Origin of the sequence: Agrococcus phoenicis (genome assembly GCF_047302415.1) — a bacterium.
Taxonomy (GTDB): Bacteria; Actinomycetota; Actinomycetes; order Actinomycetales; family Microbacteriaceae; genus Agrococcus.
The window spans coordinates 2107657-2133985 of record NZ_CP154854.1; the positions used below are offsets into that span (position 1 = coordinate 2107657).

Genomic DNA, 26329 nt, shown 5'->3' on the forward strand with positions numbered 1-26329 from the left:
GGCGCTACTCGGGCGAGAGCGGCTGCGGAGGGTCGGGGTAGCGCGCGAGCGCGACCTCGACCGCGGAGCGCACGACGCCGCCGAGCACGCGCGAGGGGCGCTCGACACCGATGTCGTGCAGCTGGCGCATCGCCTGCGCCACGATGCCGTCGGCGAAGTCGCGCGCCGTGGCGACCGCTTCGGCGTACGCGGGCCGGTCGGCCTCCTCGACGACGACCGGCTCCGCGCCCATCTCCACCGCGAGCGCCTGGCCGATCGGCAGGACGGGCCCGGGCGCGGTGACGGCGATCGTCGCCTCCAGCAGGCGCGAGAGGTCGAGCGTGGTGCCCGTGAAGCTCATCGCGGGGTGCAGGGCGATCGGGATCGCGCCGCGCTCGACCGCGGGGCGCAGCACCTCGGTGCCGTGCTCGGCAGCGGTGTGCACGACCAGCTGGCCAGGCTGCCACGCGCCGGTGGCCGCGAGGCCCGCCACGAGGTCGCGCAGCGCCTCCGTCGGCACGGCGATCAGCACGAGCTCGCTGCGCTCGACGATCGTCGGGGCATCGAGGATCTCGACGCCCGGCAGCACCGCTTCGGCGCGGTCGACGGCATCGGCCCCCGTCGCGTCGATGCCGATGATCGCGTGACCGGCCCCCGCGAGCGCTGCGCCCAGCACGGGGCCGACGCGGCCGGCGCCGATGATGCCGACGCCGAGACGGCCCGGCTTCACCGATCCTCGCGCGGCGGCTCGTCGCGCTGCCCGACGTCCCTGGGCCGCTCGGTCTCGCCGCGCTCCTGCTGGCCGAACGACGGTGGGCTCTGCGGCGCCTGCGGTGTGCTGGGCGGCTGCTGCGGGCGCTGCCACTGCTGCGGGTGGGCCGGGCCCGGCTGGCCCTGCCACTGCTGCGGCTGGCCCTGCGCTGACTGCCACTGCTGCGGCTCGCCCGGCGGCCGCTGCCACTGCTGCGGCTGCCCCTGCGGGGGCTGGCCCTGCTGCGGGTGACCGCGGTCGCCCTGCCACTGCTGCTGGGTCGGAGCCGGTGGCGGTGCCATCACGCCGTCCTGCACCGCGGGCGCCGTCTGCAGCACCTCGTTGCGGGAGAGCGCCGAGGCCCACGACTCCGAGGCGTCGCGATCGATCGCCGCCTTCACGGTGCGCATCGTGTGCTCGAAGAGCGTGGCAGCGTCCTGCTGGTCGAGCGCGCCGATGCTCGGCGAGAGCACCGAGCCGGGCACGTGGAACTGCACGCGAGCCAGCCGCGCCATGCCGTAGATCGGGCCCTGCTGCAGCGCCACCGACTGCACGCGGGCTGCGGGCACGAGCTGCAGCGAGCGCCAGATGCGCCCCTGGCGCAGCAGGAACGCCGCGTCGTGCACGTGGAAGCCGTTGCGGCGCACGGAGAACCAGCGGAAGGCGCGAGCGCGCGGCGGGCTGACGACGAAGGCGTCGGGCGCCTGCCCGAACATGCCCTGATCGACCAGCGGGGACTGCGCGAGCTCCGGCAGCACGAGCGAGATGACCGTGCGCACGTCGCGCGCATCGCCCACCGGCAGCAGGTAGTTCGCCATCTGCTGGCTCTGCCCGCTCTGACCCGAGCCGTCGCCCGACGCCTTGCCCGCGCGGGTGAAGGTGACCTGCCACCAGCCGAACGGCCGCCAGAGCAGCGGCTGCTTCACCTGCAGCGCGAAGATGCGCCCCGGCGGCAGGATCTCCGTCGTGGTGGAGGCGAGCCCGTACGCGAGCCGGATGCCATCGGGGGTCGCTGCGATGGAGTAGCGCAGCTTCGCGCCGAGGGAGCGGATGCCCGCCGCGAAGAACGCGATGCCGGCGGGCAGCAGCGAGAACACCACCCACCACTGCTGCAGCACGAGCACCAGCACCAGCGTGCCGATGACGTAGAGCACCGCCCAGACGATCCAGCCGTCGAGCAGCGACGAGGCGACGATGCGCTTGACCGGGATGCGCACGAGCGAGTCGGGCGCGAGGTGCGAGATCTCGGCGTCCGGGCGCATGATGTCGTCGACGACGCCGCCCTGTGCCCCTTGGCGCTGAGCGGCCAGCCGCTGCGAGTCGGCCGTGGAGCGCCCGGACGCGCGATCCAGGATCTCGTAGCGCAGCGCATCCGCCACCGAGGAGCTGAGGTAGTTGAGGTCGACGTTGGAGTCGCTGCCGGCCTGCTGGATCTCGAACTTGCACGCGCCCAGCAGCCGCGCGAACCACGGCTTCTGGATGTTGATGCCCTGGATGCGGGCGAGGGGCGCGCGACGGTGCTTCTTGACGAGGATGCCCTGCTGCACCTCGACCGCGTCGCCCGTGATGCGGAACCTGTGGACGCGCCAGGCGAGCCAGAACAGCGCGATCAGCACGAGGACGAGCACGATCACGCCGATCGTCACCCACAGCAGCTGGTCGACGATGAAGTCGCCGAAGGGGTCGTCCTCCCACTCGCCGCCGAACTCGTCGGGCACGAAGATGCCGATCAGGCGATCGCGGAAGGTCGAGACGAGGATGCCGAGGAAGATGATGAGCGCGAGGCCGCCGCGCAGCAGCGGGGTCGCCGGGTGCAGCTGGTGCCACTCGCCGTCGACGAGCTCGGCCGCCTTGGCGCGCGCATCCTGCGGCGCCGGCGGCGTGGCCTGGGCGTGCGGCTGGCCGTGCTGCGGCTGGCCCGGTTGCGGCTGGCCGTGGTGCTGCTGGCCCGGCTGCTGGCCGTGCGGCTGGCCCGGCTGCGGCGCGTCGGTCACAGGCCGGCCCGCCGGGATTCCGAGACCGCCACGAGGTGATCGCGCAGCTGCTCGGCCGTGTCGCCGGGCATGCCGGGGATCGTGATGGCGCTCGTCGCCGCTGCCGTGACGAACTTCAAGGTCCTGAGCCCGAACATCCGCTCGAGCGGGCCCTGGGTGATGTCGACGACCTGCATGCGCCCGTAGGGCACCGCGACGAAGCGGCGGAAGAGCATGCCGCGCCGCACCAGCAGGTCGTCCTGCCGCTGCAGGTAGCCGATGGTGCGCGTGCGCAAGAACGCGAACAGCACGCCGAGCACGATGAGCAGCACCGCCGCGGCGAGCGGCAGCCACCCCCACCAGGGCATGTCGCCGTCGTTCACGAGCCAGATCGGCACGGTCGCGCCGACGCCGAGGATCAGCCACCAGATGACGGTGCTGATCGACTCGACGGTGGCGTAGCGCATGCTGATGCGCTGCCACTCTCCTGTGACGTCGACGCGCTCTGCCACGGCTTTCCTCCTGCTGTTCGGGGCGGTGGGACCGGCCAGCGAGCGGGCACTGGTGGATGCCCCGGTGCTGCCGGATCCCAGGCTAGTGCGAGGAGCCTGAGCGGTGCTTCTGCGATACTGCCGCAGTGACAGTCGAGACCCCGAAGCAGAAGAAGCACGTCGGCAGATGGATCGCGGTGAGCATCGTCGGCGTGATCGTGCTGGCGCTGCTGGCGGCGATCGGGTGGTACTTCGTGCGCATCAACCCCTCGGTGCAGCAGGTGGAGACCATCGAGACGGCGTTCCCCGAGGAGTCGCTGCGACCCGAGGTCGCTGAGGGCCCGCAGCAGCCGGTCAACGTGCTGCTGCTCGGCAGCGACTCCCGCGGCGCCGACGGCTCGCTGCTCACCGACCTCGGCGATCGCGCCGACACGATCCTGGTCGCGCACATCCCGCCCGACCGCGAGACCATCCAGATCATGTCGATCATGCGCGACTCGTGGGTCGAGATCCCCGGCCACGGCTCGGCGAAGGTCAACGCCGCGCTCGCCCTCGGCGGCGTGCCGCTCATGGTCCAGACGGTCGAAGGGCTCATCGACCAGCGCATCGACCACGTCGCGATCATCGACTTCGACGGCTTCGAGGGGCTGACCGAGGCGCTCGGCGGGGTGACGGTCAACAACGACATCGCCTTCTCGTACTACGGCTACGACTACCCGCAGGGCGAGATCACCCTCGCGGGCGAGGAGGCGCTCATCTACGTGCGCGCCCGCTATCCCTTCAGCGACGGCGACTACCAGCGCGTGCACAACCAGCGCGCGTTCCTGCGCGGCATGATGACGCAGCTGATGACGCGCGAGAACCTCACCAACCCGAACCGCGCAGCCGACCTCTTCGCGACCGTGTCGCCGTACATGGCGACCACCGACACCGTCGACCTCGGCACGGTGCTCTCGCTCGCGCCGTCCATGGCGGGCATCAGCGGCTCGAGCATCCAGACCTTCACCATGCCGACCCTCGGCACCGGCATGGAGGGCTCGGAGTCCGTCGTGTACGTCAACCAGGACGGCCTCGCGGAGGTCCAGGCGGCGTTCGACGAGGAGTCGATGACGTCGTTCCAGCCAGCGCCCGAGCGCTAGCCGGGGGCGGCCAGGCGCGCCCCGGGGAGCGCTGCAGCGCGATCAGGCAGCGCTGCCTGCCCGCACGGGCGCGTCGTCATCGTCGTCCGGCGGCAGCACGCACCAGTGCTCGGCCACCAGCCCGGCGATGAGCTGCACGACCGCGCCGGCCGCCACGACGGCGAGCGCCACGACCGCCTCCTCGGCGACGACCGCCCGGGTCAGGAAGAAGCCGAGCGCGCCCAGCGCGGCTCCCCCCAGCAGGGCTCCCGCGAGCGACGACGCCTTGGCGAAGCCCAGCACGGTGGTCGCGTGCCGGTAGTCGACGCGCCGCGTGCCCTGCGCGGCCTGCCGCACCGGCCAGGCCAGCACCAGCAGCACCGCGCCGAGCGCCGCGAGCGCCAGCCCGAGCGCGAACGACGGCACGATCGCCGCGCGTCCTCCCAGCACGAGCAGCCACTCCAGCAGCCACGCCACCGCCGCCGCGGCGAGCGCGGTCAGCACCACGGTCGCGGCACTGGTGCGGGTCACGGCAGCCGCCAGGCGTCGCCGTCGACGAAGTCGGCGAGCTCGGCGACGGATCCGTGGCCGGGCAGCACGGCTCCCGGATCCACCTCCAGCCACGGCTGCAGCACGAACTGCCGCTGGTGGGCTCTCGGGTGCGGCAGCACCAGGCGATCGCTCGCCCGCTCGATCGCGCCGACGGCGACGATGTCGATGTCGATGGTGCGACTCCCCCACCGCTCTGCGCGCTCGCGGCCGAGCGCATCCTCGACCGCCTGGATCGCGTCGAGCAGATCGATGGGATCCATCGTGGTGCCGACGATGAGCACGATGTTCACGTAGTCGGGCGCGAGCCCCTCGCCATCGGGATGCCACGACGGCGACTCCCAGGCGCTCGAGCGCTCCAGCACGCGGATGCCTTCGATGGCCTCGAGGGCGCGCACGGCCGAGTCGATGGTCGCGACGCGGTCGCCGAGGTTGGCGCCGAGCGAGAGCACCGCGCGGCGCTCGAGCGCGAAGGTCACCACGGGCGCTCCCGGTGCACCGTGACGGCGACATCGCCGAAGGGCACCGCGATCGGCGCGTCGGGCTTGTGGACGGTGACGGATGCGCGACGCACGAGGGGGTGCGCGAGGCACACCGCCGCGAGGCGGTCGGCGAGGGACTCGATCAGGTCGAGGGGGTCGCGCTCGACCGCGTCGACCAGCTGCTCGGCGAGCTCGCCGTAGTGCACGGTGTCGCCGACGTCGTCGCTGGCGATGGCCGCAGCGAGGTCGAGCTCGAGCCGTGCGTCGACGACGAACTCCTGCCCGTCGCGGCGCTCCTCGGGCAGCACGCCGTGGTGGCCGCGGGCGCGGATGCCCGTGAGCGCGATCTCGCCCATCCGGCGCTCGGCCGCGGGCGGCGGCAGCTCGATGCTCCAGTCCGGGCGCGCGCTCGCGTGCGCCTCGCCGATCGCGCGATGGGTGCGCTGCAGCGCGCGCAGCGCGGCGACGGTCGAGGCCACGTCGTGCACGCGCAGCGAGACGCTGCTGCTGGTCTGGGCTGCGAGCAGCGAGGTCGCCGCGGTCGCCGCGTCGCGCTCCTCCATCGTCGCTCCCTCGGCGAGCAGCTCGCCGAGGAAGCGCTTGCGGCTCGTGCCGACGAGCACCGCGGCGCCCAGACCGAGCACCCGGTCGAGGCCCGCCAGCAGGCGCCAGTTGTCGTCGGGATCCTTGGAGAAGCCGAACCCCGGATCCAGGATGATGCGGTCGCGTGCGATCCCTGCCTCGATCGCTGCGCGACGGCGCTCCTCGAGGTGCCGGACGACCTCGAGCACGACGTCGTCGTAGTGGGTGTCGACCGTCACGTCGATGCCGCGCGAGTGCATCAGCACCATGCGAGCGCCGCCGGCGGCGACCGCCTGCAGCATCTCCGGGTCGTGGAGGCCGGCGGTCACGTCGTTGATGATCTCCGCGCCCGCAGCCATCGCCGACCGGGCGGTGGAGGCGTGGATCGTGTCGACCGAGACCCTGACGCCCTCGCGCACGAGCTCTGCGACCACGGGCAGGATCCGCGCCTGCTCCTCCGCAGGGTCGATCGGCGCGGCGCCGGGGCGGGTCGACTCGCCGCCGATGTCGATGACGTCGGCGCCCTGCGCCCGCAGGCGTCTCGCGTGCGCGATCGCGGCACCCGGATCGACGTAGCGGCCGCCGTCGCTGAACGAGTCCGGCGTGACGTTGAGGATGCCCCAGACCTCGGTCTCCAGGGGCGTGCGCGATCGCGCCACTGCTACCTCCGCTCCCCGATCAGCGCCATGATCTCGGCGCGCTCGATCGGCTCGGACAGGCGGCCCCTGCTCGCGACCGTCACCGTCGTCGACTTCGCCTGGCGCTGCCCGCGCGCGGCGACGCATCCGTGCGCCGCCTCGATCACCACGAGCACGCCGAGCGGATCGAGCCCGGCCTGCAGGGCATCGGCGACCTCGTCGGTGAGGCGCTCCTGGATCTGCGGCCGCGAGGCGACGACGTCGACGACGGCGGGGATGCGGCCGAGGCCCGTGATGCGGTCGCCGGGCAGGTAGGCGATGTGCGCGACGCCGGTGAACGGCAGCAGGTGGTGCTCGCACATCGACCGGAACTCGATGTCGCGCAGCAGCACGAGCTCGCCCGACTCGCCCTCGAGCCCGAGGGTGTCGAGCTGCTCGGTCGGGTCGGCGCCGACGCCGGCGAAGTACTCGCCGTAGGCGGTCGCGACGCGACGCGGGGTGCCCTGCAGCCCCTCGCGGGCGGGGTCGTCGCCGATGGCAGCCAGGAGCTCGCGCACCGCCGCCTCGACGCGCTCGCGATCGACCGCCATCAGGCCGGCGTCTCGCTCTCGACGTCGGGCTCGACGGCCTCGTCCACGTGCTGCGAGACGGGCAGCTCGATCGGCGGCCGATCGCTCACCGGTCGGTCGGTGTTGGAGAGCCACTGCGGCCGCTCCGGCAGCTTCTCGACGGCGGCGAAGATCTCCTCGAGCCGCAGGTGGTCGAGCGTCTCCTTCTCGAGCAGCTCGCTCGCGAGCCGGTCGAGCACGTCGCGGTTGGTGTTGAGCACCTGCCACGCCTCGGTGTGCGCCTGCTCGATGAGCACGCGCACCTCGCGGTCGACGACCTCCGAGAGGGAGTTCGAGTAGTCGCGGCTCGAGCCGGTGTCGCGGCCGAAGAACTGCTCGCCCTGCGCCTGCCCGAGCTTCACGGCGCCGATGGCGCTGGTCATGCCGTACTCCGTCACCATCTTGCGGGCGATGCCGGTCGCCTTCTCGATGTCGTTGCCGGCGCCCGTGGTGGGGTCGTGGAAGACGATCTCCTCGGCGACGCGGCCGCCCATGGCGTAGGTGAGCTGGTCGAGCAGCTCGTTGCGGGTGATGGAGTAGCGGTCGTTGACCGGCAGCACCATCGTGTAGCCGAGCGCGCGGCCACGGGGCAGGATCGTGACCTTCGTGACCGGGTCGGAGTGCCGCATCGCGGCCGCAGCGAGCGCGTGGCCGCCCTCGTGGTAGGCGGTGATGAGCCGCTCCTTGTCGTTCATCACGCGCGTGCGCCGCTGCGGTCCTGCCATGACGCGGTCGACCGCCTCGTCGAGCGCGGCGTCGTCGATCTGCGTGCCGTTCTGGCGAGCGGTGAGCAGCGCGGCCTCGTTCAGCACGTTCGCGAGGTCGGCACCGGTGAAGCCCGGCGTCTTGCGCGCCAGCACGGCGAAGTCGACGCCCGGGGCGATGGGCTTGCCCTTCGCGTGCACGCCGAGGATCGTCTCCCTGCCCTTCATGTCGGGGGCGTCGACGCCGATCTGGCGGTCGAAGCGGCCCGGGCGCAGCAGCGCGGGGTCGAGGATGTCGGGGCGGTTCGTCGCCGCGATGAGGATGACGTTCGTCTTCACGTCGAAGCCGTCCATCTCCACCAGCAGCTGGTTGAGGGTCTGCTCGCGCTCGTCGTGCCCGCCGCCGAGGCCCGCGCCGCGCTGACGGCCGACCGCGTCGATCTCGTCCACGAAGATGATCGCCGGAGCGTTCTGCTTCGCCTGCTCGAACAGGTCGCGCACGCGGCTCGCGCCGACGCCGACGAACATCTCGACGAAGTCGGAGCCAGAGATCGAGTAGAAGGGCACCCCCGCCTCGCCCGCGACGGCGCGCGCGAGCAGCGTCTTGCCGGTGCCGGGAGGGCCGTACAGCAGCACGCCCTTCGGGATCCGCGCGCCGACGGCCTGGAACTTCGTCGGGTCCTGCAGGAACTCCTTGATCTCGCCGAGCTCCTCCACCGCCTCGTCGGCACCCGCGACATCCGCGAACTTCACCTGCGGCATGTCCTTGGAGATCAGCGTCGCCTTCGACTTGCCGAACTGCATGACGCCGCGGTTGCCGCCGGCCATGCGGGTCATGATGAAGTAGAACAGGCCCACCAGCAGCAGCAGCGGCAGCAGGAACGTGAGCATCGAGACCAGCCAGCTGGTCTGCGGCACCTCGTCGATGTAGCCGCCCTCGGGGTCGGCGGCGGTGATCGCGTCGATCACGTCGGCGCCTCGGGGCGCGACGTAGTAGAACTGCACCCGCTCGCCGAACTCCTCGTCGGCGTCGGTGAGGATCAGGTCGACGCGCTGCTCGCCGTCGACGATGCGCGCCTGCTGCACGCGGCCGTCCTCGATCATGTCCATGCCGACATCCGTCTGCACGGGTCGGAACTGCGGCGTCATGAAGAAGCTGAACGCCACGCCGACGATGAGGAGTGCGACGACGATCCATGGGATCGGCCCGCGCAGGAACTTCTTGAAGCTCATGACGCCCTTCTGAGTCGTGATTCGATCAGGCTATCCCGCGAGGGGGAGCGAGATCGGGCTGTTCGCTCTGGGCCGGTGCGAGCTGGGCGAGGCCTATGCCTGGAGCTCGAGGGACATCAGGATCGCGCGGATCGTCGCGAACTCCGGGTCGCTCACGTAGGCCTGGCCGTCGGCGAGCGAGGCGACCTGCCAGGGTGCGGCCTCACCGCCGCCGTCGACGATGACCTCGGAGGCGAAGCCGATGGTGCCGGCGGGCGACTCGAACGCGTTGATGATCGGGCAGCTCGGCGACTGCGCATCGGCCGCGGGCCGCAGGCCGACGCTCACGATCCACTGGTCCCCCAGCTGCAGGGCGGCGGCGCCGAACGCGACGCCGTCGGCGCCGGTCAGCTGCACGTCCTGCCGGTCGAGGATCGCGGTGCGCCAGGCGACGGCGACCCCGTCGGCGTCGAGGCAGCGACCGTCGCCGGTGTCGGGCGCCTCGCGGTAGAGCAGCTGGCGCTGACCGTCGGGGCGCAGCACGTCGAGGCCGCCCTCGGCCTCCCGCACCGTCCAGTCGGCGGGGATGCGGAACGTGGACGCGCCGCTCGGCGCGGCGATCTGCTGCCAGTCGGCGGTGTCGACGCCGGCGATCTCCGCCGGCAGCTCGGAGGTGACCTCGGGCGTCGGCGATGCCGGCGCGGTGGGCGGAGGCGCGGTGATGCCGGGAGGGATTGACGGCCCGGTGGAGGGCTCGGGCGAGCTGGAGCAGCCGACCAGCGCGGCGGCCGCGAGCAGCAGAGCGGCGGGCGCGACGCCGCGGGCGAGGGGCTTCATCCGACCATGATCCCAAATCCCGGCCGTGCTGCGCGCCGCCGTCACTCGGGGTCGCTGTAGACGTGCGGCGCGAGCACCCCGATGCCGCGCAGGTTGCGGTACTGCTCCGCGTAGTCCAGACCGTAGCCGATGACGAACTCGTTCGGGATGTCGAAGCCGCAGTAGCGCACGTCGACCTCGACCTTGAGCGCGTCGGGCTTGCGCAGCATCGTGCAGATCTCGACGGAGGCCGCACCGCGCGACTCGAGGTTGCTGCGCAGCCACGAGAGGGTCAGGCCGGAGTCGATGATGTCCTCGACGATGAGCACGTTGCGGCCCGAGAGGTCGCTGTCGAGATCCTTCAGGATCCGCACGACGCCCGAGGAGACGGTGCCGGAGCCGTAGGAGGAGACGGCCATCCAGTCCATCTCGATGTGGCGGCGCAGCGCGCGAGCGAGGTCGGCCATCACCATGACCGCGCCGCGCAGCACGCCGACGAGCAGCAGGTCCTTGCCCTCGTAGTCCGCCTCGATCTGGCGCGCGAGCTCCTCGAGCTTGGCGTGCAGCTCCTCTTCGGTGATGAGGGTCTTGGCGAGGTCTGGCTCGACGTGCTCGAACTCCATGTGCGCTCCCGGATCGGCGACTGCGGTGCGACTACCGTACCGGCGTCGCGCCCGTCAGGCTGCGACGAAGACGAGCCGGCGGCCCTCGCGGGTGACGCGGATGCCCGGCAGGTGGATCGGGCCCTGTCCATGCCAGTCGGTCACGAGGCGCGAGACCTCGAGCGTCTGCTGGCGGCTGAGCGCCGTGTGGAACTCGCTCTGCACGGCGAGGCGGATGATGCGCTGGCGCAGTGCGGGCGGGTTGGCCGCGAGCGCTCCCGCGTCGAGCGAGAGGCCGCCCTCCGCGTGCTCGACGAGGTCGAGGATCTGCTCCTGGGCGAAGTGCGCGAGGGCCTCCGCATCCTCCCGGAGCGTGTCGGCGGTGCGCGTGAGGGCGAGCGCGACGCCGCCGCCGAGGACCTCGTCGAGCATCGGCAGCACCCTATGCCGCACGCGCACCCGCAGGAAGCGGTCGTCGTCGTTGTGCGGATCGCGCCACGGATCGAGACCGGCGTCGGCGCACGCCTGGTGCGTCGTCGCGCGGCGCACCTGCAGCAGCGGCCGCCGCAGGAAGCCGATGCGCTGGTGCATGCCCCACAGGCTCTCGGCGCCGGAGCCGCGGGCGAGGCCGATCAGCACGGTCTCTGCCTGGTCGTCGAGCGTGTGGCCGAGGAGCACGGCGGCTGCGCCGAGCTCCTTGCGCGCCTGCAGCAGCGCCGCGTAGCGCGCCTGGCGCGCAGCGGCCTCGGGGCTGCCGTCGGGCGCGACCTGCACGGGCAGGACGCGCACGGGGTCGAGGCCCAGCTCGCGCGCTTGCGCGGCGGCGCGCTCGGCGATCTCGCCGCTGCCGGGCTGCAGCCCGTGGTCGACGATCACGGCGCCCGCGCGGTGGCCGGCGCGCTGCGCCTCGAAGGCGGTCGCGGCAGCGAGCGCGAGCGAGTCGGGGCCGCCCGAGAGCGCGACGAGCAGGAGCGAACCCGGCGGGAGGTCTGCCGTGGTCTCGCGAACGGCCCGGCGCACGTCGGCGATGGCCGGCGTCAGCCGCGGGCGGCGCTCGTTTTCGGGCATGAAGTAACCTTATGCCGATTCCCCACCCCCACGAGAAGGAGCCCCCGTTGGCCACCTACGACGTCGTCATCGAGATCCCCAAGGGGAGCCGCAACAAGTACGAGCTCGACCACGAGACCGGTCGCGTCTACCTCGACCGCGTGCTGTTCACCACGTTCGTCTACCCCACCGACTACGGCTTCTTCGAGGGCACGCTCGGCCTCGACGGCGACCCGGTCGACGCGATGGTGCTGCTGGAGTACCCGGTGCCGCCGGGCGTGTTCGTGCAGGTGCGCCCCGTCGGCCAGCTCAACATGGAGGACGACGGCGGGATCGACACCAAGGTGATCTGCGTGCTCGAGAAGGATCCCCGCTGGGCGCACATCCAGGACATCGACGACGTGCCGCAGCAGGTCCGCAACGAGATCGAGCACTTCTTCGAGCACTACAAGGACCTCGAGCCCGGCAAGTGGGCGAAGCTCGGCGGCTGGGAGGGCGCCGAGGCGGCCGAGGCCACCGTGCAGGCCGGCATCGCCGCGTTCGACGCGGCGCACGGCGACGAGAGCGATGAGGCTGTCGAGAAGCCTGAGGGCGGCCGCGACGTCACCGACTGACCCGCGACACGACGAAGGGGCGCACCGACTGGTGCGCCCCTTCGTCGTGTCGAGCCGGAAGCCGGCGGTCAGCGCAGGCCGACGCCGCGCGCGTTGAGGAACGACTCGGGGTTCACGAGCGTGCCGCCCGAGCGGATCTGGAAGTGCAGGTGGCATCCGGTCGCGTGCCCCGTCCTGCCCTCGTAGCCGATGACCTGACCGGCGCTCACGCTCTGGCCCGGGCTCACGTGGGCGGGCCGGATCATGTGGTAGTACTCGGTCTGCACGCCGCCGCCGTGGCTGATGTAGAGCATGTTGGCACCGTAGATGTCGCGCGAGCGCAGCGTCACCGTGCCGGCCGCCGCGGCGTAGATCGGAGTGCCGCAGCCGGCCGCGATGTCGATGCCGGCGTGGAGCTTCCGCCCCAGCACGCCGACGGGATCGTTGCGCCAGCCGTAGCCGGAGGTGAAGCGGCCGTAGTGCGGGGTGACCCAGCCGCTGCTGGCCGGCGGCGCGACCGGCACCGTGGTGCCGCCGCCGCTGCTGCTGCCGCCTCCACCGCCGCCGCTGTTGTTGGCGGCCTCGGCGCGCGCGGCCTCCTCGGCGAGGCGACGCTGCTCCGCGAGGGCGCGCTGCCGCGCCTCCTCGGCCTCTCGGCGCTCGCGCTCGATGCGCTGGCGCTCGAGCTCGGCCAGGTAGGCGCGGTGGGCCTGCCCTGCCCGGTAGTCCTCCTCGGTCGCCGCGCGGTTCTCCACCAGCACCGACAGCTGCGCCTCGAGCACGACGCGGTGCTCCTGCTGCTCGGCGACCGCCGCCTCCGCGGCGATGGCCGCTGCCTGCGCCGACGCGAGCGCCTCATCCGCTGCCTGCTTGAGGCCGAGCAGCTCGTCGCGCGCGACCGCGGCCTGATCCTGCAGCGACTGCGCGGTGTTCGCGTCCTGCTGCGCCTGCTGGTACAGCGAATCCGCCGTGCCGGCGACGCGATCCATCATGCCGAGCCGGTAGAGCCACTGATCCGCCGAGCCCGGGTTCGCGAAGAGCTCGGCGCTCATGTCGCCCGTGCCGCCTGAGCGCGCGAGCTGGGCAGCGAGCTGGCCTGCGGCCTGCTGCGACTCCTCGGCTCGCAGCGTCGCCTCGTCGGCCTGCTCCTGCAGGCGCGCGGCGACCGCGACGGCCTCGTCGTAGATGCGCTGCGCCTCGATCGCCTCAGCAGCGCGCTGGTCGGCCGCGGCCTGCGCGCTCGCGGCGGCGGACTCGAGATCGGCGATGAGCGTCCGGATCTGCCCGATCTGCTCGTTCTTCGCGTTCACGTTGCCGCGCGCAGCCTCGACCTCCGACCACGTCGGGTAGCCGTACTCGTCGAGGGCGCTGGCCTCCGGTGTGCCCGGGGCGATCACGAGGCCGACGACGATGGCGACGGTCGCCGAGGCTGCCACGCCGATGCGCAGTCGTCGAGCGCGGCGGCGCACTCCGGTGCTGCGCGCCTGCCGGTCTGGCTGGGCCATGGTCTCCCCGTCTTCGCGGTGTCGGATCGCCGCGATTATCTCCGTCGCGCGCGCTGCACCTTGCCGGCGTGCACGACACAATCGGGGCAACGCTACCAACTTTCATGGTGCACCTGAAGGTTTTGTTGAGGCAACCGTCAGGGCGGCGTGTCGTGCGACCTGTCGCTCCTCTGCGGCGCCGCGCCTCGGCACGCCGGCGCAGCGGTCGAGGCGCGCGTGCTCCGCCCAGCGAGAGGCCGGCGACGCGCCGGTTTGCACGACGGCGCGATCGTCATGTAGCGTTGCTCCTCGGTAGTCGGGTGCTTCGGCACGCGGCCCCATCGTTTAGCGGCCTAGGACACCGCCCTTTCACGGCGGCAGCACGGGTTCGAATCCCGTTGGGGTCACTCATGACGGATTCTGTCTGTACGATGGGTTCTACCAGTAAGGCCCTGTAGCGCAGTTTGGTTAGCGCGCCGCCCTGTCACGGCGGAGGTCGCGGGTTCAAGTCCCGTCAGGGTCGCCATTGCCCTGGCCCTCTCACTCGAGAGGGCCTCGTGCAAGGGCGGGCGAGAGCCCGCCTGGCTCGCAAGAGCCCGGCTCTGTAGCTCAGTTGGTAGAGCGCACGACTGAAAATCGTGAGGTCACGGGATCGACGCCCGTCGGAGCCACCGCAGGAGCCCCCGCCCCGACGGGGGCTTCGTCATGTCCGGCGGTCGTACCGGCTGGCTCTCGCTCCGCGGATCCCTCACCACCGCTGCGAGCTGCTCGCGCGCGGCGGCCCTCAGTCGACGACGAGCAGCTCGCGCAGGGTCTCGGCATCCTCGTTCGCGCCGAACGCCGGCCAGCCCGGCTGCAGGTGCAGCCCGGCCGCGAGCGACCCCAGCACCACGGGGTCGAAGCCGAAGCCGTCGACGATCGCCGCCACCTGCTCGACGTCGCGCTCGTCGTCGCCCGCGATGGCGATTGCGCGCCGCTGCGCATGCCCCGCCGGCCGGGGCCAGTCGGCGAGGTCGTGGTAGCCCATGTGGTTGAACGCCTTCACCACGCGCGCGCCCGCCAGGAACTCCTGCACGATGGTGCTCGTGGGCCGCTCGGGGTCGGTGAACTCGTCCCGGATCCCGTCGGTCTCCCACCAGTAGTTCATCGCGTCGATGACGAGCTTGCCCTCGAGCTGCTCCACCGGCAGGCGGTCGTACTGCCCGAGGGGCAGCGCGAGGATCACGACGTCGGCCGCGGCAGCAGCATCCGCCGACACCATCGCCTCTGCGCCCGGCGCCAGGTACTCAACGATGAGGCGGATGCGCGCGACGCTGCCGGAGCCGGCGATGAGCGTGCGGTGCCCTGCCGCCAGCGACAGCTTCGCGAGCACGGTGCCGATCTTGCCCGCGCCGAGGATCGCGATCGTCTGCGCCTGCGACTCCGGCGCAGCGCCGTGCTCGCCGTCGATCGTGCTCGTCCCCGACCCGGCCGACTGCCCCATGCGCGTGCTCCCCGTTCCCTCGATGCTGCGCGCGTCGCTCGCGCGCGCACCACAGTCTGACAACAGCGGGCGCGGTGCGCGCCATTCCCGCGCAGGCGACGGCGGGGCCACCGCCGGAGCGCGGTGCCGCGCGCGCTCGGCTCAGTCGCTCGAATCGACCACCGGCTCCGCGTCCGGATCGGGCGCGGCCCAGCGATGGAAGCGGCGCCCGGAGACGCGCTCGAGGTCGAGCCGGACGAACTCGCGGGTCACGGTCGGGATGAGCGGGTGGATGGGCAGCGCGGCCGCCGCCTCGACCTCGTCGGCCGACTCGAGGCGGCGAGCGCGACCGTGCCCGATCACGCTCCACGCCTCCTTCACGCCGATGTTGTCGATCTCGAACACCACGTCATCGGCCAGCAGCACCCCGGCGAGCTTCGTGCCCGGCGCGGTGCGGAAGGTGATGGCCCGCCCGCTCGCGTGGTAGTTCACCGGGAACACCTCGAGCGCATCGGCGACGCGGAACGCGATGCGGCCGAACTCGAACACGGAGAGCAGCTTCAGGCACTCGTCCTCGCTGATGTCGTGCACTGCGGTGTCGGCCATGCGCACATGGTCGCACCGCGGGCGCCCGGGCGCCAGGGGGAGCGATCCCAGCGGCAGCTAGCCGCGCTCCGTCAGGCGCCGAGTGAGGCCGGCCTCGTCGGCGAGCCGCGGCTCCGTCGTGCGCTCGGGGTTGATGCCGCGCTTGTCGGCGTAGAAGGCGCGGATGTGCTCCATGTCGGCGACCACGTCGCCGCTCAGGTGCACGGTCGGCCCGAGCCCCGCCGTGCGCGTGGTCGAGTCGACGAAGCCGAGCGTCACCGGCACGCCCGCCTCGTAGGCGATTCGGTAGAAGCCGCTGCGCCACTGCGAGGAGCTGCGCGTGCCGTCGGGCGTCACGACGATCGCGGCGCGCGGGTCGGTGCGCGCGAGCTCGACGACGCGATCGACGAGCCCGGTCGGGTCGTCGCGGTCGACGGGGATCCCGCCGAGCCAGTGCATCGCGCGGCCGAACGGGCCCTGGAACAGCTCGCGCTTGCCGAGCCACCGCACCGCCAGGCGCGCATCCCACGCGATCGCGAGCATGATCACGAAGTCGCGGTTCGACGTGTGCGGGGCGCCGATCAGCAGCCGCGGCCCCTCGTAGGGCGGCGATTCGCGTCGCAGCCGCCAGGGGCTGAGCGCCCAGTGGAGCCGCGAGACGGCGTGACGGATCGGCATCCTGCCCATGGTCGTCCTCCTGGTGGCGCCGTCAGCGGCGCATGTCCAGCATGGGGCAGTCGAAGGGGTCGCGCGCGGCGAGGCCGACGCGGTTGAGGTGACGCACGACGGATGCGTAGGCGCCCGTCAGGCTCGTCTCGGTGTAGGGGATGCCGTTGGTGGCGCAGTGCAGGCGCACGATCTCGCTCGCCTTGCGCAGGTGCGGGCGCGCCATGTTCGGGAAGAGGTGGTGCTCGACCTGGTAGTTCAGGCCGCCCATCAGGCCGCTCATGCCCCAGCCGCGGATGTTGCGCGAGGTGCGGACCTGCTTGGTGAAGAAGTCGAGCTTCGCGTCGGGGCTCACGGTCGGCATGCCCTTGTGGTTCGGGGCGAAGGATGCGCCCATGCCGACGCCGAAGACGGCCATCTGCACGGCCAGGAACGCGACGGCCATGAGCGGCGGCATCACGAGGAAGACGAACGTCAGGTAGAGCGCGAAGCGGCCGGCGATCAGGCCGAGCTCGATCCAGCGGCCCGTGACGGGGCGACGCTCGAGGAGCGTGCGGATCGAGTGCTGGTGGAGGTTGAGGCCCTCCATCGTCAGCAGCGGGAAGAACAGCCAGCCCTGCCTGCGGGTGATCCAGCGCTGCACGCCGCGCGCCTGCTTGGCGTCGGAGGGCAGGAACGAGATCGTGTCGACCTCGATGTCGGGGTCGCGGCCGATCTGGTTGGGGTTCGCGTGGTGCCGCGAGTGCTTCGTCATCCACCACTGGTGGCTGATGCCGACGACACCGGCGGCGAGGATGCGGCCGAGCCGGTCGTTGGCGGGGCCGTTCTTCAGCACCTGGCGGTGCGAGGCCTCGTGGGCGATGAACGAGATCTGGGTGAGCACGATGCCGAGCCCCGCGGCGATGAGCAGCTGGAACCAGCTGTCGCCCAGCAGCACGGAGCCGACGAGCAGCCCGATGAGCGCGATGCCGAGGCCGACCATCAGCCACACGTAGAAGCCGATCGTGCGCTCGAGCAGGCCGGCGTCGCGCACGGCCTTCGCGACGACCCGGAAGTCGGCGCGGCGCTCCTCCTCGGTGCGGTCGGATGCGCGGATCGTGGAGCGCAGCGCGCCCTGCGTCACCTCAGGTGCGGTCATCGTGGTCATGCGGCCCCCTCGGGTCGACGGCGACTTCCCAGCCGGTGGAGGCCGGCCGACCGTGCGGGTCGGGACCTCGGATGCTTCTTAGCGTATGGCGTACGCAATGCCGCGACGGGCATGTGGCCTATGGGTTGTGCATGCAACGCGCAGCGAGGAGCCCGGCTGCAGCGGGCAGCCGGGCTCCTCGACGGCCGTCGTCGACGGCGTGTCGCGGGTCAGCGCGACGCGAGCGTCGCGCCCTCCTCGGTGGCAGCCGCCTCCGCTGACGGCGCCGACGGCACCGAGTCGCTGAACGCCGAGGGCTCGACGGGGGCGGAGCCGGCGATCGCGATCGGCTGCGCATCGGGGTTCGTGCCCTTCGCGCGCTTCTCGGGCGTGGGCAGCTCGCCGGAGGCGCGCAGGCGGTCGTAATGCGCCTGCGCCTCGGCCTGGCGCTTCGCCTCTGCGCCCGTGGCGATGCGCGCGCGCAGGTGCTCGTCGCCGAGCCCGAACGCGGCCACCAGATCGAGCGCGTGCGGGCGCAGCTTGACGAGCAGTCGCTCGATCGTCGAGGTGACGGCCTGCGAGCGGGTGCCGGAGAGGCGACCGTGCTCCAGGTGCCAGGCGGCGTGCTCCTCGATGATCGTGAGCGCGAACAGGTCGCGCAGGTGGGTGAGCACCTGCTTGGTCGCCTGCGGGCTGCGCTCGACCGCTGCCGCGAGCGCCTCGTACTGCTGCAGCTCGACCCACGCGCGCGCCGCCTCGATGAGCTGGTGCTGCTCGGCGTTGAAGGCCGCGGCCGCCATCTCCTGCTCCTTCGGGGCGTGGCGCAGGCGGCCCGCGATGTCGGCGACCATCGTCTCCACGCGATCCTCGAGCAGGTCGCGCTGGACGTCGGCGTCGCGCAGGGCGATCGACGACTTCTTCACGTTGCGGAGATCCCGCACATCCTGGCTCAGCGCGCGCAGCCCGACGAGCGACGTGGCGCGGTCGAAGAGCTGGTCGGCGGCGAAGCGGGCGATGTCGGCCTTGGAGGCTCCCTTGAACTGCTTGGCGAAGTCGCCCAGCAGGCGCTTGCCCACCAGCTGCAGGAGCACGGTGTTGTCGCCCTCGAAGGTGACGTAGACGTCGAGGTCGGCGCGCAGCTGCACCAGGCGGTTCTCGCCCAGGAAGCCCGCGCCGCCGCAGGCCTCGCGGGCCTCCTGCAGCGTGTCGAGCGCCTGCCAGGTCGAGAGCGCCTTGAGGCCGGCGGCGAGCGTCTCGAGATCCTCGCGCACCTCCGGGGTGTCGGTGCGACCGGAGAAGACGCCGTCGAACTGCACCAGCAGGCGCTCGTGCGCGTAGGTCTGCGCATAGGCCTTCGCGAGGCGCGTGAAGAGCCGGCGCTGGTGGCGGCGGTAGTCGAGCAGCACCTCCTCGTGGGTGTCGCTGGACGCGTTGAACTGCCGTCGCTCGGCGCCGTAGCGGATCGCGATCGCGAGCGCCGCCTGCTGGGCGATGGTGGCGGCGCCGTCGAGCGAGACGCGGCCCTGCACGAGCGTGCCGATCATCGTGAAGAAGCGGCGCCCCGGGCTGTCGATCGGGCTCGAGTAGGTGCCGTCGGCGGCGACGTCGCCGTAGCGGTTCAGCAGGTTCGTGCGCGGCACGCGCACCCCCGTGAAGTGGAGCCGGCCGTTGTCGATGCCGTTCAGGCCGCCCTTGTAGCCGTCGTCCTCGCCGCCGATGCCCGGCAGGAACGCGCCGTCCGCGTCGCGCAGCGGCACGTAGAAGGCGTGCACGCCGTGGTCGACGCCCTTCGTGATGAGCTTGGCGAAGACGACCGCGTCCTTGCCGTGGAGCGCGGCGTTGCCCAGGTAGTCCTTCCACGCGCCTCGGAACGGCGTGTGGATGACGAACTCCTCGGTCTGCTCGTCGTAGGTCGCCGTGGTGCCGATCGACGCGACGTCCGAGCCGTGGCCCGTCTCGGTCATCGCGAAGGCGCCGGGCACCTCGAAGCGCATGATCGGCGGCAGGAAGGTGTCGTGGTGGTGCTCGGTGCCCAGGTGCAGCACCGCGGCGCCGAAGAGGCCGTACTGCACGCCCGACTTGATCTGCAGGCTGGGGTCGGCGAGCACGAGCTCCTCGAAGCCTGCGATGTTGCCGCCGTGGTCGTCCGCGCCGCCGAGGCGCGTGGGGAACGCGGCGAGCACGGCGCCGTCGTCCGCGAGCAGCTGCAGCTGCTCGAGCGTGCGCTGGCGGTGGTCGGCCATGGTCAGGTCGTCGATCCGCTGGAAGCGCGGGTCGGCGACCTTCTCGCGGGCGGCGAGGCGCCGCTCGCCCCACGTGCCGCGCAGGTCGCGGCCGAGCCACTCGAGGTCGACCCGACCCTGCTGGCGCGGCTGCGCGCTGCGCTGGCGTCGCGTGCGGTTGGTGTCGGCCATGGTTCCCCCTCGGACGGTCCTGCGTGTGCGGCACCGTCGCCGGTGCGACTCCACCGTAGGCAGGGCGCTGGCGCGGCGCGCGAGCCTTGCACGAGGGCACAACGAGGCCAGCGCGCCCCGCGGCGCGGCTTGTGCGCTCACCACAATGGGATGCCCCTTCCGCTGTCGGAAGCGGCAGGCGGCGCACCCGGTTCGGAGCCGCTCCGGCCCGGCCCCGCACCGCCGTCGGCGCGGGCTCGGGTCGCGCTCAGAGCGCGCCGTGCACGACCTCGCCCGCGATCATGGTGACCCTCGCGGTGGCCGCCCTCAGGCGCGCTGCCGCCGCCTGCGGGTCGCGCGACACGTCGTCGTCGCCCGGCAGCGCATCCGCGAGCACCACGAGGTCGGCCGGCTCGCCCGCGGCGACGCGGGTGCGCGCCGACGCGGCGATGGCCTCAGCGATCGTGATGGCCTCCTGCGGCTGCCAGGGCTGCTCGTCGTCGCGCGTGCGCGTCACCGCGGTGGCGATCGCGCGCCACGGATCCAGCGGCGTGACGGGCGCGTCGGAGCCGAGCACGACGCGCACGCCCGCGTCGACGAGCGATCGGATGCGGTAGGCGTCGCCCGAGCGATCGGCCCAGAGGGCGGCGGTCAGCTCGCGGTCGTCGAGCGCGTGCTCCGGCTGCAGCGAGGCGACGATGCCGTTGCGAGCGAGCCGGGGGATGTCGGCGGCGCCGACGAGCTGCGCGTGCTCGATGCGGTCGCCGCCCCTGGGCCTCCCGCCGGCGTAGGCGCGCTCGAGCGCATCGATGGCGGCGGTCACGGCAGCATCGCCGATGGCGTGGATCGCGGCACCGAGGCCCAGCTCGGTCGCTCGCGCGAGCAGCCGGTCCAGATCCTCGTCGTCGACGTTGCGCACGCCCGCGCCGGCATGCCCGGCGCCGTCGTCGTAGGGATGCGAGGTCCAGGCCGTGCGGGTGCCGAGCGCGCCGTCGGAGATCACCTTGAGGCGGCCGATGCGGGCCCTGGCGGCGCCGGGCGCTCCCGGCGGCAGGACGGCGTCGCCCGTCCGCACGCCGCGCTCGGCGGCGAGCTCGAGGTCCTGCTGGTAGATCCCGACCTCCACGCGCGTCGGCGTCGCGCGCCCGGCGCGCATCCAGGCGCCGACGGCGTCGTCGAACTCGAGGTCGACGACGCCGACGATCCCGCGCCCGGCCGCGACGGCGAGCGCGTCGACGACATGACGGTCGAGCGCATCCGCGTCGAGCATCCCCTCGACCGCCTGCAGCGCGTCGAACGCTGCATCCTCGCGCAGCAGCGCGGCGTCGGGCTCGGCGCCGAGCGGGATGCCGAGGCGCGCCAGCATCGCCGAGCTCGGCCAGGAGGAGTGCACGTCGCTCGAGACGATGAGCGTCGGCACATCGCCGGTGGCAGCGTCGAGCATCGCTCGCGTCGGTGGCGCCGGCCACAGGGCGTCGCGCATGCCCACCAGCACGAGCGGCTCTGTGCCGGATGCGTCGGCGTGCGCGCGCGCAGCCGCACCTGCGACGGCGGCGGCCTCCTCGGCGCTGGCGACCTCGAGCACCGAGGGGCGCATGCGATGGCGTGCCCACTGGCCCATGTGCGTGTGCTCGTCCCACAGACCGGGGATGACGGTCGCGCCTGCGAGGTCGTGCCGCTCCCCCACCGAGGCCGTGGAGCCGGCGGGACTCACCCGCTCGATCTCGCCGTCGACGATGTCGATGTCGACCAGGCCCCCCGATGGCGCCGCGGGAGCGGCACCGCTGGCGTGCGGGGCTCCGGCGTGCGGACGCGCAGCCTTCGGGGGGACGGCGAGTGAGGGGGCAGCGTCGACGAGTCGAGCGTTCGAGAGGCGCATGCTTGGCACGCTACCGCCAGGCGACGGCGTGCCGGTGCCGATCAGAGGCCGCCGGACCAGAGCGCCTCGGTGCTGACCGGCCGCTGGCGCTGACCCTCGTCGTGCGCCCTGGCGAGCCCGCGATCCTCGAGGATCCGGCGCTCGAGCCGCGCATCCCGCTGCTGCGCCTCGCGGGCAGCGGTGCGCGCTCGCAGGCGCTCGAGCCGCTCGCGATCCACGCTCGCGCGCGGGGCGCGCTCGCCCAGCAGCTGCGCGATGGTGCCGATGACGCCGACCAGGCCGACGGCGGCGATGACGATGATCCAGGTGATGTCCATGGCAGGAAGTCTGCGCTTGCCACGTTCCTGCCACGAGTGGCAGGATGGTCAACGTCCAGCAAGATCCTGCCAGGCATCGAGTCGGTGCAGCCGGCAGTGCCGCACGCGGGAAGCCGCACGAGGGAAGAGGGAGCGCATGCTCAGGGTCGCCTGCATCGTCGACGACGACGTCAGCGCGTTCGAGCTGGGGGTCGCTGCCGAGGTGTTCGGCTACGACCGCTCCGATCGGGCGGTGCCGCGCAACGACTTCCGGGTGGTGACGGCCACGCCGGGCCCCGTGCGCATGGCCGGCGGCCTCGGCCTGCCGATGGTCGTAACCGAGGGGCTCGACTTCGCCGACGAGGCCGACGTCGTCATCGTGACGCCGTACGACGAGTGCAGCAGCGACGCGGAGTGCAGCGTGCCCGTCGCCCGCGTGCTGCAGCGCGCGGTCGCGCGCGGCGCCCGTGTGCTCACCCTGTGCTCCGGCGCGTTCGTGGCGGCTCGCGCAGGCGTGCTCGACGGGCGGCGGGTCGCGACCCACTGGATGCACGCGGATGCGCTGGCCGCGCAGTTCCCGCGGATCGCTGTGGAGCGCGACGCGCTCTGGGTGGACGACGGCCCGATCACGTCGAGCGCCGGCACCGCGGCTGCGATCGACGCCGCCCTGCACCTCGTGAGCGAGCTGCAGGGCGCTCGCGTCGCGGCGTCGATCGCGCGATCGATGGTGGTCCCGCCGCTGCGCGACGGCGGCCAGCGGCAGTTCGCCGTCGGCCCGGTCGCCGAGCAGCGCGCCGAGACGCTCGCGCCGCTCGTCGCCTGGATGGTCGAGCACCTCGACGGCGACCACTCGGTCTCCGCCCTCGCCCGGCGCGCGAACCTGTCGGAGCGCACCTTCGCGCGCCGCTTCCGCGACGAGCTCGGCACGACGCCGGCAGCGTGGCTCGCCTCGCAGCGGGTGCAGCGGGCGCAGCAGCTGCTCGAGGCGACCGACCTGGGACTGGACGCGGTGGCGCAGCAGGCAGGCTTCGGGACGGCGGCGCTCCTGCGGCACCACTTCGCGCGTCAGCTGGGCACCTCGCCGTCGTCCTACCGGCGACGCTTCGCATGCCCGGAGGGGGCGTCCGCCTGAGCGCCCCGCGGCAGGCTCAGCCCAGCGAGCTCCAGTGCTCCGGCATGAAGCCCTGCGCCTCGAGCACGAAGCGGCCGATCGGGCTCGCGGGGCGCTTGCGCAGCTTCGCGTTCGACGAGCGCAGCTCCTTGAACGGCTTGCCGTAGACCGTGACCTCTCGGCTCGCGCCGAACTCCTGATCCGGCCGCTCGCGCGGGATGGTGAGCACCTTGCCCGCCGCCCACGCCGGCTCCTGCGGCATCACGGGCGCCAGCTCGATCGATCCGCCCTCGGGCTCGAGGAAGCCGCCGAACGCGACCGGGTCGCCGCCGCCCACCGGCGTGAGCCACCGCATCCACGACCCCGGGTCGAACTCGGGCAGCGGCTCGCGCGCGGCAGCCTCGATGGCGCGGCGGGTGCCGACCTGCCAGCGCTCGTACTCGTGATCCTCGGCGCCGTCGAACTCGTAGAGCTGCACCTCGAGCAGCGCGTCGTCGGCCTCGAGCGCGTGCTGCTCGATCACGAGCGTGTCGGCGCGCACGGCGCCGTAGGCCCACGGGTGCCGCGCCTTGCCGAAGCGGGTGGCCGCCTCCACCACGAGCCCGCCCGTCTCCTCGTCGAGCTCGGCCTCGACCCGGAAGGGCACGCCCGCCTCGTCGATCGCCCACAGCCCGAAGGGGTTGACGGGCGCGTCGCCCTCCCGCTCCGGCGGCGCATCCTGCAGGAAGCGGTCGGGGGTGGATGCGATGAGCAGGTCGCGCTCGTCCGACTCCCACTCGTCGTCGAGGGTCGCGTCGGTGCGCATCGCTGCGTCCTTCGCCTCGGGCTCGAGATCGATCTCCACGACCCAGCCGTACTCCTCGTCGACGTCGACGACCTGCTTGACGAGGGTGCTGTAGGTGCCCGGCGGGATCTCGCCGGCGCCATCGGGCACCAGCACGTAGGTGCGGGCGAGCGTCGTCGGGCTGTTCGACAGCGCGATCTCGACGATCGGACCTCTGCGGGTCTCGAGGAAGCCGTGGATGGGGAAGTCGAGCTCGCCGACGGTCTGGGTCACGGGTCAACGGTAACGGGCGAGGCGGGCGGCTGCGGCTGCGGCTGCCGCCCGGCGTCGGACGCCCGCGGCTGCCGCCCGGCGTCGGACGCCGGCGGCGCCCGTCGAAGTACGACGCTCAACCGGGCTGGCGCTCGCTCGAGCCCGTCAGGCGCTCGCCTGACCAGCGCGCCGGTTGAGCGTGCACGCGTGAGGGCATGGAGCGGGGTCGGTCGGGACCGGGGCGCGGGGGCTTCGACACGCTCTGCGCCTGCGGCGCGGAGCGGCTCGGCCGGTCGGGGATCAGACCAGCAGGGCGCCGCTGCCGGGAGGCAGCGAGAGCTCGCCGGAGAAGGCGACATCCGGATGCGTCTGGAAGCGCAGCGTCGTGCCGCTCACGGGCACCGACTGCGCCTTGTCGCCGAAGTTGATGACGATCTCGACGGGGTGGGTCTCGTGACGCGTGCCGGCTGCGCCGGCGCGCTCCTCGACCGACACCGAACGGGCGTCGCCGCGGACGAGGCGCAGCACCCTCGCCTTTTCGAAGACCTCCACCCGGTTGCGGGTCCAGTGCGGATCCGTCAGCGCCGGCAGCTCGCGCCGCAGGCGGGCGAGCTCGCGATACCCGTCCAGCACGCGCGCGTGGCGCTCGCGCCGCAGCTCCGACCAGATGAGCTTCGACCGCTCGAACGACGCGGGATCCTGCGGATCCGGCACCACCGACTGGTCCCAGCCCATCCGCTCGAACTCCGCCAGGCGCCCCTCGGCGGTCAGGCGCCCGAGCTCGGGCTCGGGGTGCGAGGTGAAGAACTGGAAGGGGCTGGAAGCACCCCACTCCTCGCCCTGGAACAGCATCGGCGTCGACGGCCCGCCGTAGAGCAGCAGCGCGGCGCACAGCAGCTGCGACTCGTCGAGCGCCTCGGTGATGCGGTCGCCGCGGGCGCGGTTGCCGATCTGGTCGTGGTTCTGCGCGCTGACGACCAGCCGCCAGGAGGGCGACCGCTCGGTGTCGATCGGATGCCCGTGGTCGCGCTCGCGGAACGAGGAGTAGGTGCCGTCGTGGAAGAAGCCGCGCTCGAGCGCCTTGCCGAGCGAGGCGAGCGGCGCGAAGTCCTCGTAGTAGCCGTCGGTCTCGCCCGTGAGCGCGACGTGGAGCGCGTGGTGGAAGTCGTCCGACCACTGCGCGTCGAGCCCCCAGCCGCCGCCCTCGCGCGGCGTGATGAGCGTCGGGTCGTTCATGTCGCTCTCGGCGATCAGCTCGAGGGGCCGCCCGAGGTGCGCGGCGAGCGCCGCGGTCTCGATCGCCATCTCCTCGAGGATGTGCGGCCGGCCCGCCTCGACCGAGGCGTCGTCGACGAGGGCGTGCACGGCGTCGAGCCGCAGCGCATCGACGTGCATCTGCTCGAACCAGTAGCGCACGTTGTCGAGCACGTAGCGCCGCACCTCGGGGTCGGCGAGGTTCACGTGCTCGCCCCAGGTGGAGCGGCCCTCGCTCGAGAGGTAGGGGCCGAACTGCGGCAGGTAGTTGCCCGAGGGGCCGAGGTGGTTGTAGACGACGTCCTGCACGACCGCGAGGCCCGCGGCGTGCGCGGCGTCGACGAAGCGCTGGTAGGCCGCCGGGCCGCCGTAGCCCTCGTGCACCGCGAACCACGCCACACCGTCGTAGCCCCAGTTGTGGGTGCCGTTGAAGCCGTTCACCGGCAGCAGCTCCACATGCGTCACGCCGATCGACAGCAGGTGGTCGAGCCGCTCGGCCGCCGCATCCAGCGTGCCCTCCTCGGTGAAGGTGCCGATGTGCAGCTCGTAGAGCACGCCGCCCGCGATGGGCCGGCCCGTCCAGGCACGATCGCGCCACTGGTGGGTCGACGCGTCCCATGTGCGGGAGCGCTCGTGCACCCCGCGCGGCTGCCGCAGCGACCGCGGATCGGGCAGCACGGCGTCGTCGTCGCCGACCTGGAACCCGTAGTCGCCGGCCTCCGCGACGGCGTGCCACCAGCCCCCGGCCTCGCGCGCCATCTCGACGCTGCGCTCCCCCGCGACCACGCGCATCCGCTCGGCCTGCGGTGCCCACACCCGGTAGTCGTGCTGCTCGTCGCTCATGCCTCGATCCTGCCAAGGGCGGCTCCGAGGGGGCTGAGCGGGCGCCGGC

24 protein-coding genes and 3 tRNA genes are annotated in these 26329 nt (G+C 72.7%); 6 read left to right on the forward strand and 21 right to left on the reverse strand.

The window, feature by feature from the left end; all coding sequences use genetic code 11:
* Nucleotides 1-4: 4 nt before the first annotated feature.
* The 3 genes from AA0Z99_RS10100 to AA0Z99_RS10110 are packed head-to-tail and all read right to left on the reverse strand — an operon-like array spanning nt 5 to nt 3215.
* Nucleotides 5-709: a DUF2520 domain-containing protein gene (locus tag AA0Z99_RS10100; RefSeq protein ID WP_413316968.1), complete on the reverse strand. Its 705-nt coding sequence runs from the start codon at nt 707-709 to the stop codon at nt 5-7.
* Nucleotides 706-2724: a PH domain-containing protein gene (locus AA0Z99_RS10105; RefSeq protein WP_413316970.1), complete on the reverse strand. Its 2019-nt coding sequence runs from the start codon at nt 2722-2724 to the stop codon at nt 706-708. Before AA0Z99_RS10105 ends, AA0Z99_RS10100 begins: the two co-directional genes overlap by 4 nt.
* Nucleotides 2721-3215 carry a PH domain-containing protein gene (locus AA0Z99_RS10110; RefSeq protein ID WP_413316972.1) on the reverse strand — a complete coding sequence of 165 codons (495 nt, stop codon included), beginning with the start codon at nt 3213-3215 and terminating at the stop codon, nt 2721-2723. The genes AA0Z99_RS10105 and AA0Z99_RS10110 overlap by 4 nt, the downstream gene beginning before the upstream one ends.
* 125 nt (nt 3216-3340) lie before the next feature.
* On the opposite strand from AA0Z99_RS10110, the gene AA0Z99_RS10115 reads away from it, so the two are divergent.
* The gene (locus AA0Z99_RS10115; protein ID WP_413316974.1) at nt 3341-4333 is read left to right on the forward strand and encodes an LCP family protein; all 993 of its coding nucleotides are present in this window, start codon (nt 3341-3343) and stop codon (nt 4331-4333) included.
* Between the two features lie 42 nt (nt 4334-4375).
* Here AA0Z99_RS10115 and AA0Z99_RS10120 read toward each other — a convergent pair whose 3' ends face one another.
* The 8 genes from AA0Z99_RS10120 to tilS form a co-directional block, all read right to left on the reverse strand.
* Nucleotides 4376-4843: a DUF3180 family protein gene (locus tag AA0Z99_RS10120; protein WP_413316976.1), complete on the reverse strand. Its 468-nt coding sequence runs from the start codon at nt 4841-4843 to the stop codon at nt 4376-4378.
* The gene (folK, locus tag AA0Z99_RS10125) at nt 4840-5343 is read right to left on the reverse strand and encodes a 2-amino-4-hydroxy-6-hydroxymethyldihydropteridine diphosphokinase (protein ID WP_413316978.1); all 504 of its coding nucleotides are present in this window, start codon (nt 5341-5343) and stop codon (nt 4840-4842) included. The genes AA0Z99_RS10120 and folK overlap by 4 nt, the downstream gene beginning before the upstream one ends.
* Entirely contained in the window at nt 5337-6584 is a 1248-nt protein-coding gene (gene folP / locus AA0Z99_RS10130; RefSeq protein ID WP_413316980.1) for a dihydropteroate synthase, read from the reverse strand. Before folP ends, folK begins: the two co-directional genes overlap by 7 nt.
* Nucleotides 6585-6586: 2 nt before the next feature.
* On the reverse strand, nt 6587-7153 hold the full coding sequence (gene folE / locus AA0Z99_RS10135; RefSeq protein WP_413316982.1) for a GTP cyclohydrolase I FolE: 567 nt from the start codon (nt 7151-7153) through the stop codon (nt 6587-6589).
* Nucleotides 7153-9108 (reverse strand): ATP-dependent zinc metalloprotease FtsH, encoded by a 1956-nt coding sequence (ftsH, locus tag AA0Z99_RS10140; RefSeq protein ID WP_413316984.1) that lies wholly within the window; start codon nt 9106-9108, stop codon nt 7153-7155. Before ftsH ends, folE begins: the two co-directional genes overlap by 1 nt.
* A gap of 93 nt (nt 9109-9201) precedes the next feature.
* On the reverse strand, nt 9202-9924 hold the full coding sequence (locus AA0Z99_RS10145; protein WP_413316986.1) for a hypothetical protein: 723 nt from the start codon (nt 9922-9924) through the stop codon (nt 9202-9204).
* Nucleotides 9925-9965: 41 nt separating this feature from the next.
* Entirely contained in the window at nt 9966-10526 is a 561-nt protein-coding gene (hpt, locus tag AA0Z99_RS10150; protein ID WP_413316988.1) for a hypoxanthine phosphoribosyltransferase, read from the reverse strand.
* A 54-nt stretch (nt 10527-10580) separates the two neighbouring features.
* Complete coding sequence (tilS, locus tag AA0Z99_RS10155) at nt 10581-11573, reverse strand: tRNA lysidine(34) synthetase TilS (RefSeq protein WP_413316990.1); 993 nt, start codon at nt 11571-11573, stop codon at nt 10581-10583.
* A gap of 47 nt (nt 11574-11620) precedes the next feature.
* On the opposite strand from tilS, the gene AA0Z99_RS10160 reads away from it, so the two are divergent.
* Nucleotides 11621-12166 carry an inorganic diphosphatase gene (locus AA0Z99_RS10160; protein WP_413316992.1) on the forward strand — a complete coding sequence of 182 codons (546 nt, stop codon included), beginning with the start codon at nt 11621-11623 and terminating at the stop codon, nt 12164-12166.
* Nucleotides 12167-12234: 68 nt separating this feature from the next.
* On the opposite strand, the gene AA0Z99_RS10165 is transcribed toward AA0Z99_RS10160, so the two are convergent.
* Entirely contained in the window at nt 12235-13650 is a 1416-nt protein-coding gene (locus tag AA0Z99_RS10165) for a M23 family metallopeptidase (protein WP_413316994.1), read from the reverse strand.
* A 313-nt stretch (nt 13651-13963) separates the two neighbouring features.
* On the opposite strand from AA0Z99_RS10165, the gene AA0Z99_RS10170 reads away from it, so the two are divergent.
* The 3 genes from AA0Z99_RS10170 (at nt 13964) to AA0Z99_RS10180 (ending at nt 14300) form a co-directional block, all read left to right on the forward strand.
* Nucleotides 13964-14036: transfer RNA gene (locus AA0Z99_RS10170), tRNA-Glu, on the forward strand.
* A gap of 41 nt (nt 14037-14077) precedes the next feature.
* Nucleotides 14078-14155, forward strand: a tRNA-Asp gene (locus AA0Z99_RS10175).
* Nucleotides 14156-14227: 72 nt separating this feature from the next.
* Nucleotides 14228-14300, forward strand: a tRNA-Phe gene (locus AA0Z99_RS10180).
* Nucleotides 14301-14413: 113 nt separating this feature from the next.
* Here the strand turns inward: AA0Z99_RS10180 and AA0Z99_RS10185 are convergent.
* The 7 genes from AA0Z99_RS10185 to AA0Z99_RS10215 all read right to left on the reverse strand — a co-directional run bounded on the left by AA0Z99_RS10185 (nt 14414) and on the right by AA0Z99_RS10215 (nt 22057).
* Nucleotides 14414-15112, reverse strand: coding sequence for an NADPH-dependent F420 reductase (locus tag AA0Z99_RS10185; RefSeq protein WP_413316996.1), 699 nt, complete (start codon nt 15110-15112; stop codon nt 14414-14416).
* A 141-nt stretch (nt 15113-15253) separates the two neighbouring features.
* On the reverse strand, nt 15254-15697 hold the full coding sequence (locus tag AA0Z99_RS10190; protein WP_413316998.1) for a pyridoxamine 5'-phosphate oxidase family protein: 444 nt from the start codon (nt 15695-15697) through the stop codon (nt 15254-15256).
* Between the two features lie 57 nt (nt 15698-15754).
* Nucleotides 15755-16354, reverse strand: coding sequence for a 1-acyl-sn-glycerol-3-phosphate acyltransferase (locus AA0Z99_RS10195; RefSeq protein ID WP_413316999.1), 600 nt, complete (start codon nt 16352-16354; stop codon nt 15755-15757).
* A gap of 31 nt (nt 16355-16385) precedes the next feature.
* Nucleotides 16386-17489: a fatty acid desaturase family protein gene (locus AA0Z99_RS10200; protein WP_413317001.1), complete on the reverse strand. Its 1104-nt coding sequence runs from the start codon at nt 17487-17489 to the stop codon at nt 16386-16388.
* Between the two features lie 209 nt (nt 17490-17698).
* On the reverse strand, nt 17699-19882 hold the full coding sequence (locus AA0Z99_RS10205; RefSeq protein ID WP_413317002.1) for an acyl-CoA dehydrogenase: 2184 nt from the start codon (nt 19880-19882) through the stop codon (nt 17699-17701).
* 247 nt (nt 19883-20129) lie between these two features.
* Nucleotides 20130-21740, reverse strand: a complete 1611-nt coding sequence (locus AA0Z99_RS10210) for an amidohydrolase (protein WP_413317004.1) — start codon at nt 21738-21740, stop codon at nt 20130-20132.
* Between the two features lie 41 nt (nt 21741-21781).
* Complete coding sequence (locus AA0Z99_RS10215; protein WP_413317006.1) at nt 21782-22057, reverse strand: hypothetical protein; 276 nt, start codon at nt 22055-22057, stop codon at nt 21782-21784.
* A 136-nt stretch (nt 22058-22193) separates the two neighbouring features.
* On the opposite strand from AA0Z99_RS10215, the gene AA0Z99_RS10220 reads away from it, so the two are divergent.
* Nucleotides 22194-23168, forward strand: a complete 975-nt coding sequence (locus tag AA0Z99_RS10220) for a GlxA family transcriptional regulator (protein WP_413317008.1) — start codon at nt 22194-22196, stop codon at nt 23166-23168.
* A 16-nt stretch (nt 23169-23184) separates the two neighbouring features.
* On the opposite strand, the gene AA0Z99_RS10225 is transcribed toward AA0Z99_RS10220, so the two are convergent.
* Nucleotides 23185-24204, reverse strand: a complete 1020-nt coding sequence (locus AA0Z99_RS10225; RefSeq protein ID WP_413317010.1) for a hypothetical protein — start codon at nt 24202-24204, stop codon at nt 23185-23187.
* A gap of 279 nt (nt 24205-24483) precedes the next feature.
* Nucleotides 24484-26280 carry a malto-oligosyltrehalose trehalohydrolase gene (treZ, locus tag AA0Z99_RS10230; RefSeq protein WP_413317012.1) on the reverse strand — a complete coding sequence of 599 codons (1797 nt, stop codon included), beginning with the start codon at nt 26278-26280 and terminating at the stop codon, nt 24484-24486.
* Nucleotides 26281-26329 lie beyond the last annotated feature (49 nt).

What these genes read in the sequence shown, in the direction of transcription:
- folE (WP_413316982.1), bottom strand. Translation starts at nt 7,153, where the DNA reads ATGGCGGTCGATCGCGAGCGCGTCGAGGCGGCGGTGCGCGAGCTCCTG.
- ftsH (WP_413316984.1), bottom strand. Translation starts at nt 9,108, where the DNA reads ATGAGCTTCAAGAAGTTCCTGCGCGGGCCGATCCCATGGATCGTCGTC.
- AA0Z99_RS10145 (WP_413316986.1), bottom strand. Translation starts at nt 9,924, where the DNA reads ATGAAGCCCCTCGCCCGCGGCGTCGCGCCCGCCGCTCTGCTGCTCGCG.
- hpt (WP_413316988.1), bottom strand. Translation starts at nt 10,526, where the DNA reads ATGGAGTTCGAGCACGTCGAGCCAGACCTCGCCAAGACCCTCATCACC.
- tilS (WP_413316990.1), bottom strand. Translation starts at nt 11,573, where the DNA reads ATGCCCGAAAACGAGCGCCGCCCGCGGCTGACGCCGGCCATCGCCGAC.
- AA0Z99_RS10165 (WP_413316994.1), bottom strand. Translation starts at nt 13,650, where the DNA reads ATGGCCCAGCCAGACCGGCAGGCGCGCAGCACCGGAGTGCGCCGCCGC.
- AA0Z99_RS10185 (WP_413316996.1), bottom strand. Translation starts at nt 15,112, where the DNA reads ATGGGGCAGTCGGCCGGGTCGGGGACGAGCACGATCGACGGCGAGCAC.
- AA0Z99_RS10190 (WP_413316998.1), bottom strand. Translation starts at nt 15,697, where the DNA reads ATGGCCGACACCGCAGTGCACGACATCAGCGAGGACGAGTGCCTGAAG.
- AA0Z99_RS10195 (WP_413316999.1), bottom strand. Translation starts at nt 16,354, where the DNA reads ATGCCGATCCGTCACGCCGTCTCGCGGCTCCACTGGGCGCTCAGCCCC.
- AA0Z99_RS10200 (WP_413317001.1), bottom strand. Translation starts at nt 17,489, where the DNA reads ATGACCACGATGACCGCACCTGAGGTGACGCAGGGCGCGCTGCGCTCC.
- AA0Z99_RS10205 (WP_413317002.1), bottom strand. Translation starts at nt 19,882, where the DNA reads ATGGCCGACACCAACCGCACGCGACGCCAGCGCAGCGCGCAGCCGCGC.
- AA0Z99_RS10210 (WP_413317004.1), bottom strand. Translation starts at nt 21,740, where the DNA reads ATGCGCCTCTCGAACGCTCGACTCGTCGACGCTGCCCCCTCACTCGCC.
- AA0Z99_RS10215 (WP_413317006.1), bottom strand. Translation starts at nt 22,057, where the DNA reads ATGGACATCACCTGGATCATCGTCATCGCCGCCGTCGGCCTGGTCGGC.
- AA0Z99_RS10220 (WP_413317008.1), top strand. Translation starts at nt 22,194, where the DNA reads ATGCTCAGGGTCGCCTGCATCGTCGACGACGACGTCAGCGCGTTCGAG.
- treZ (WP_413317012.1), bottom strand. Translation starts at nt 26,280, where the DNA reads ATGAGCGACGAGCAGCACGACTACCGGGTGTGGGCACCGCAGGCCGAG.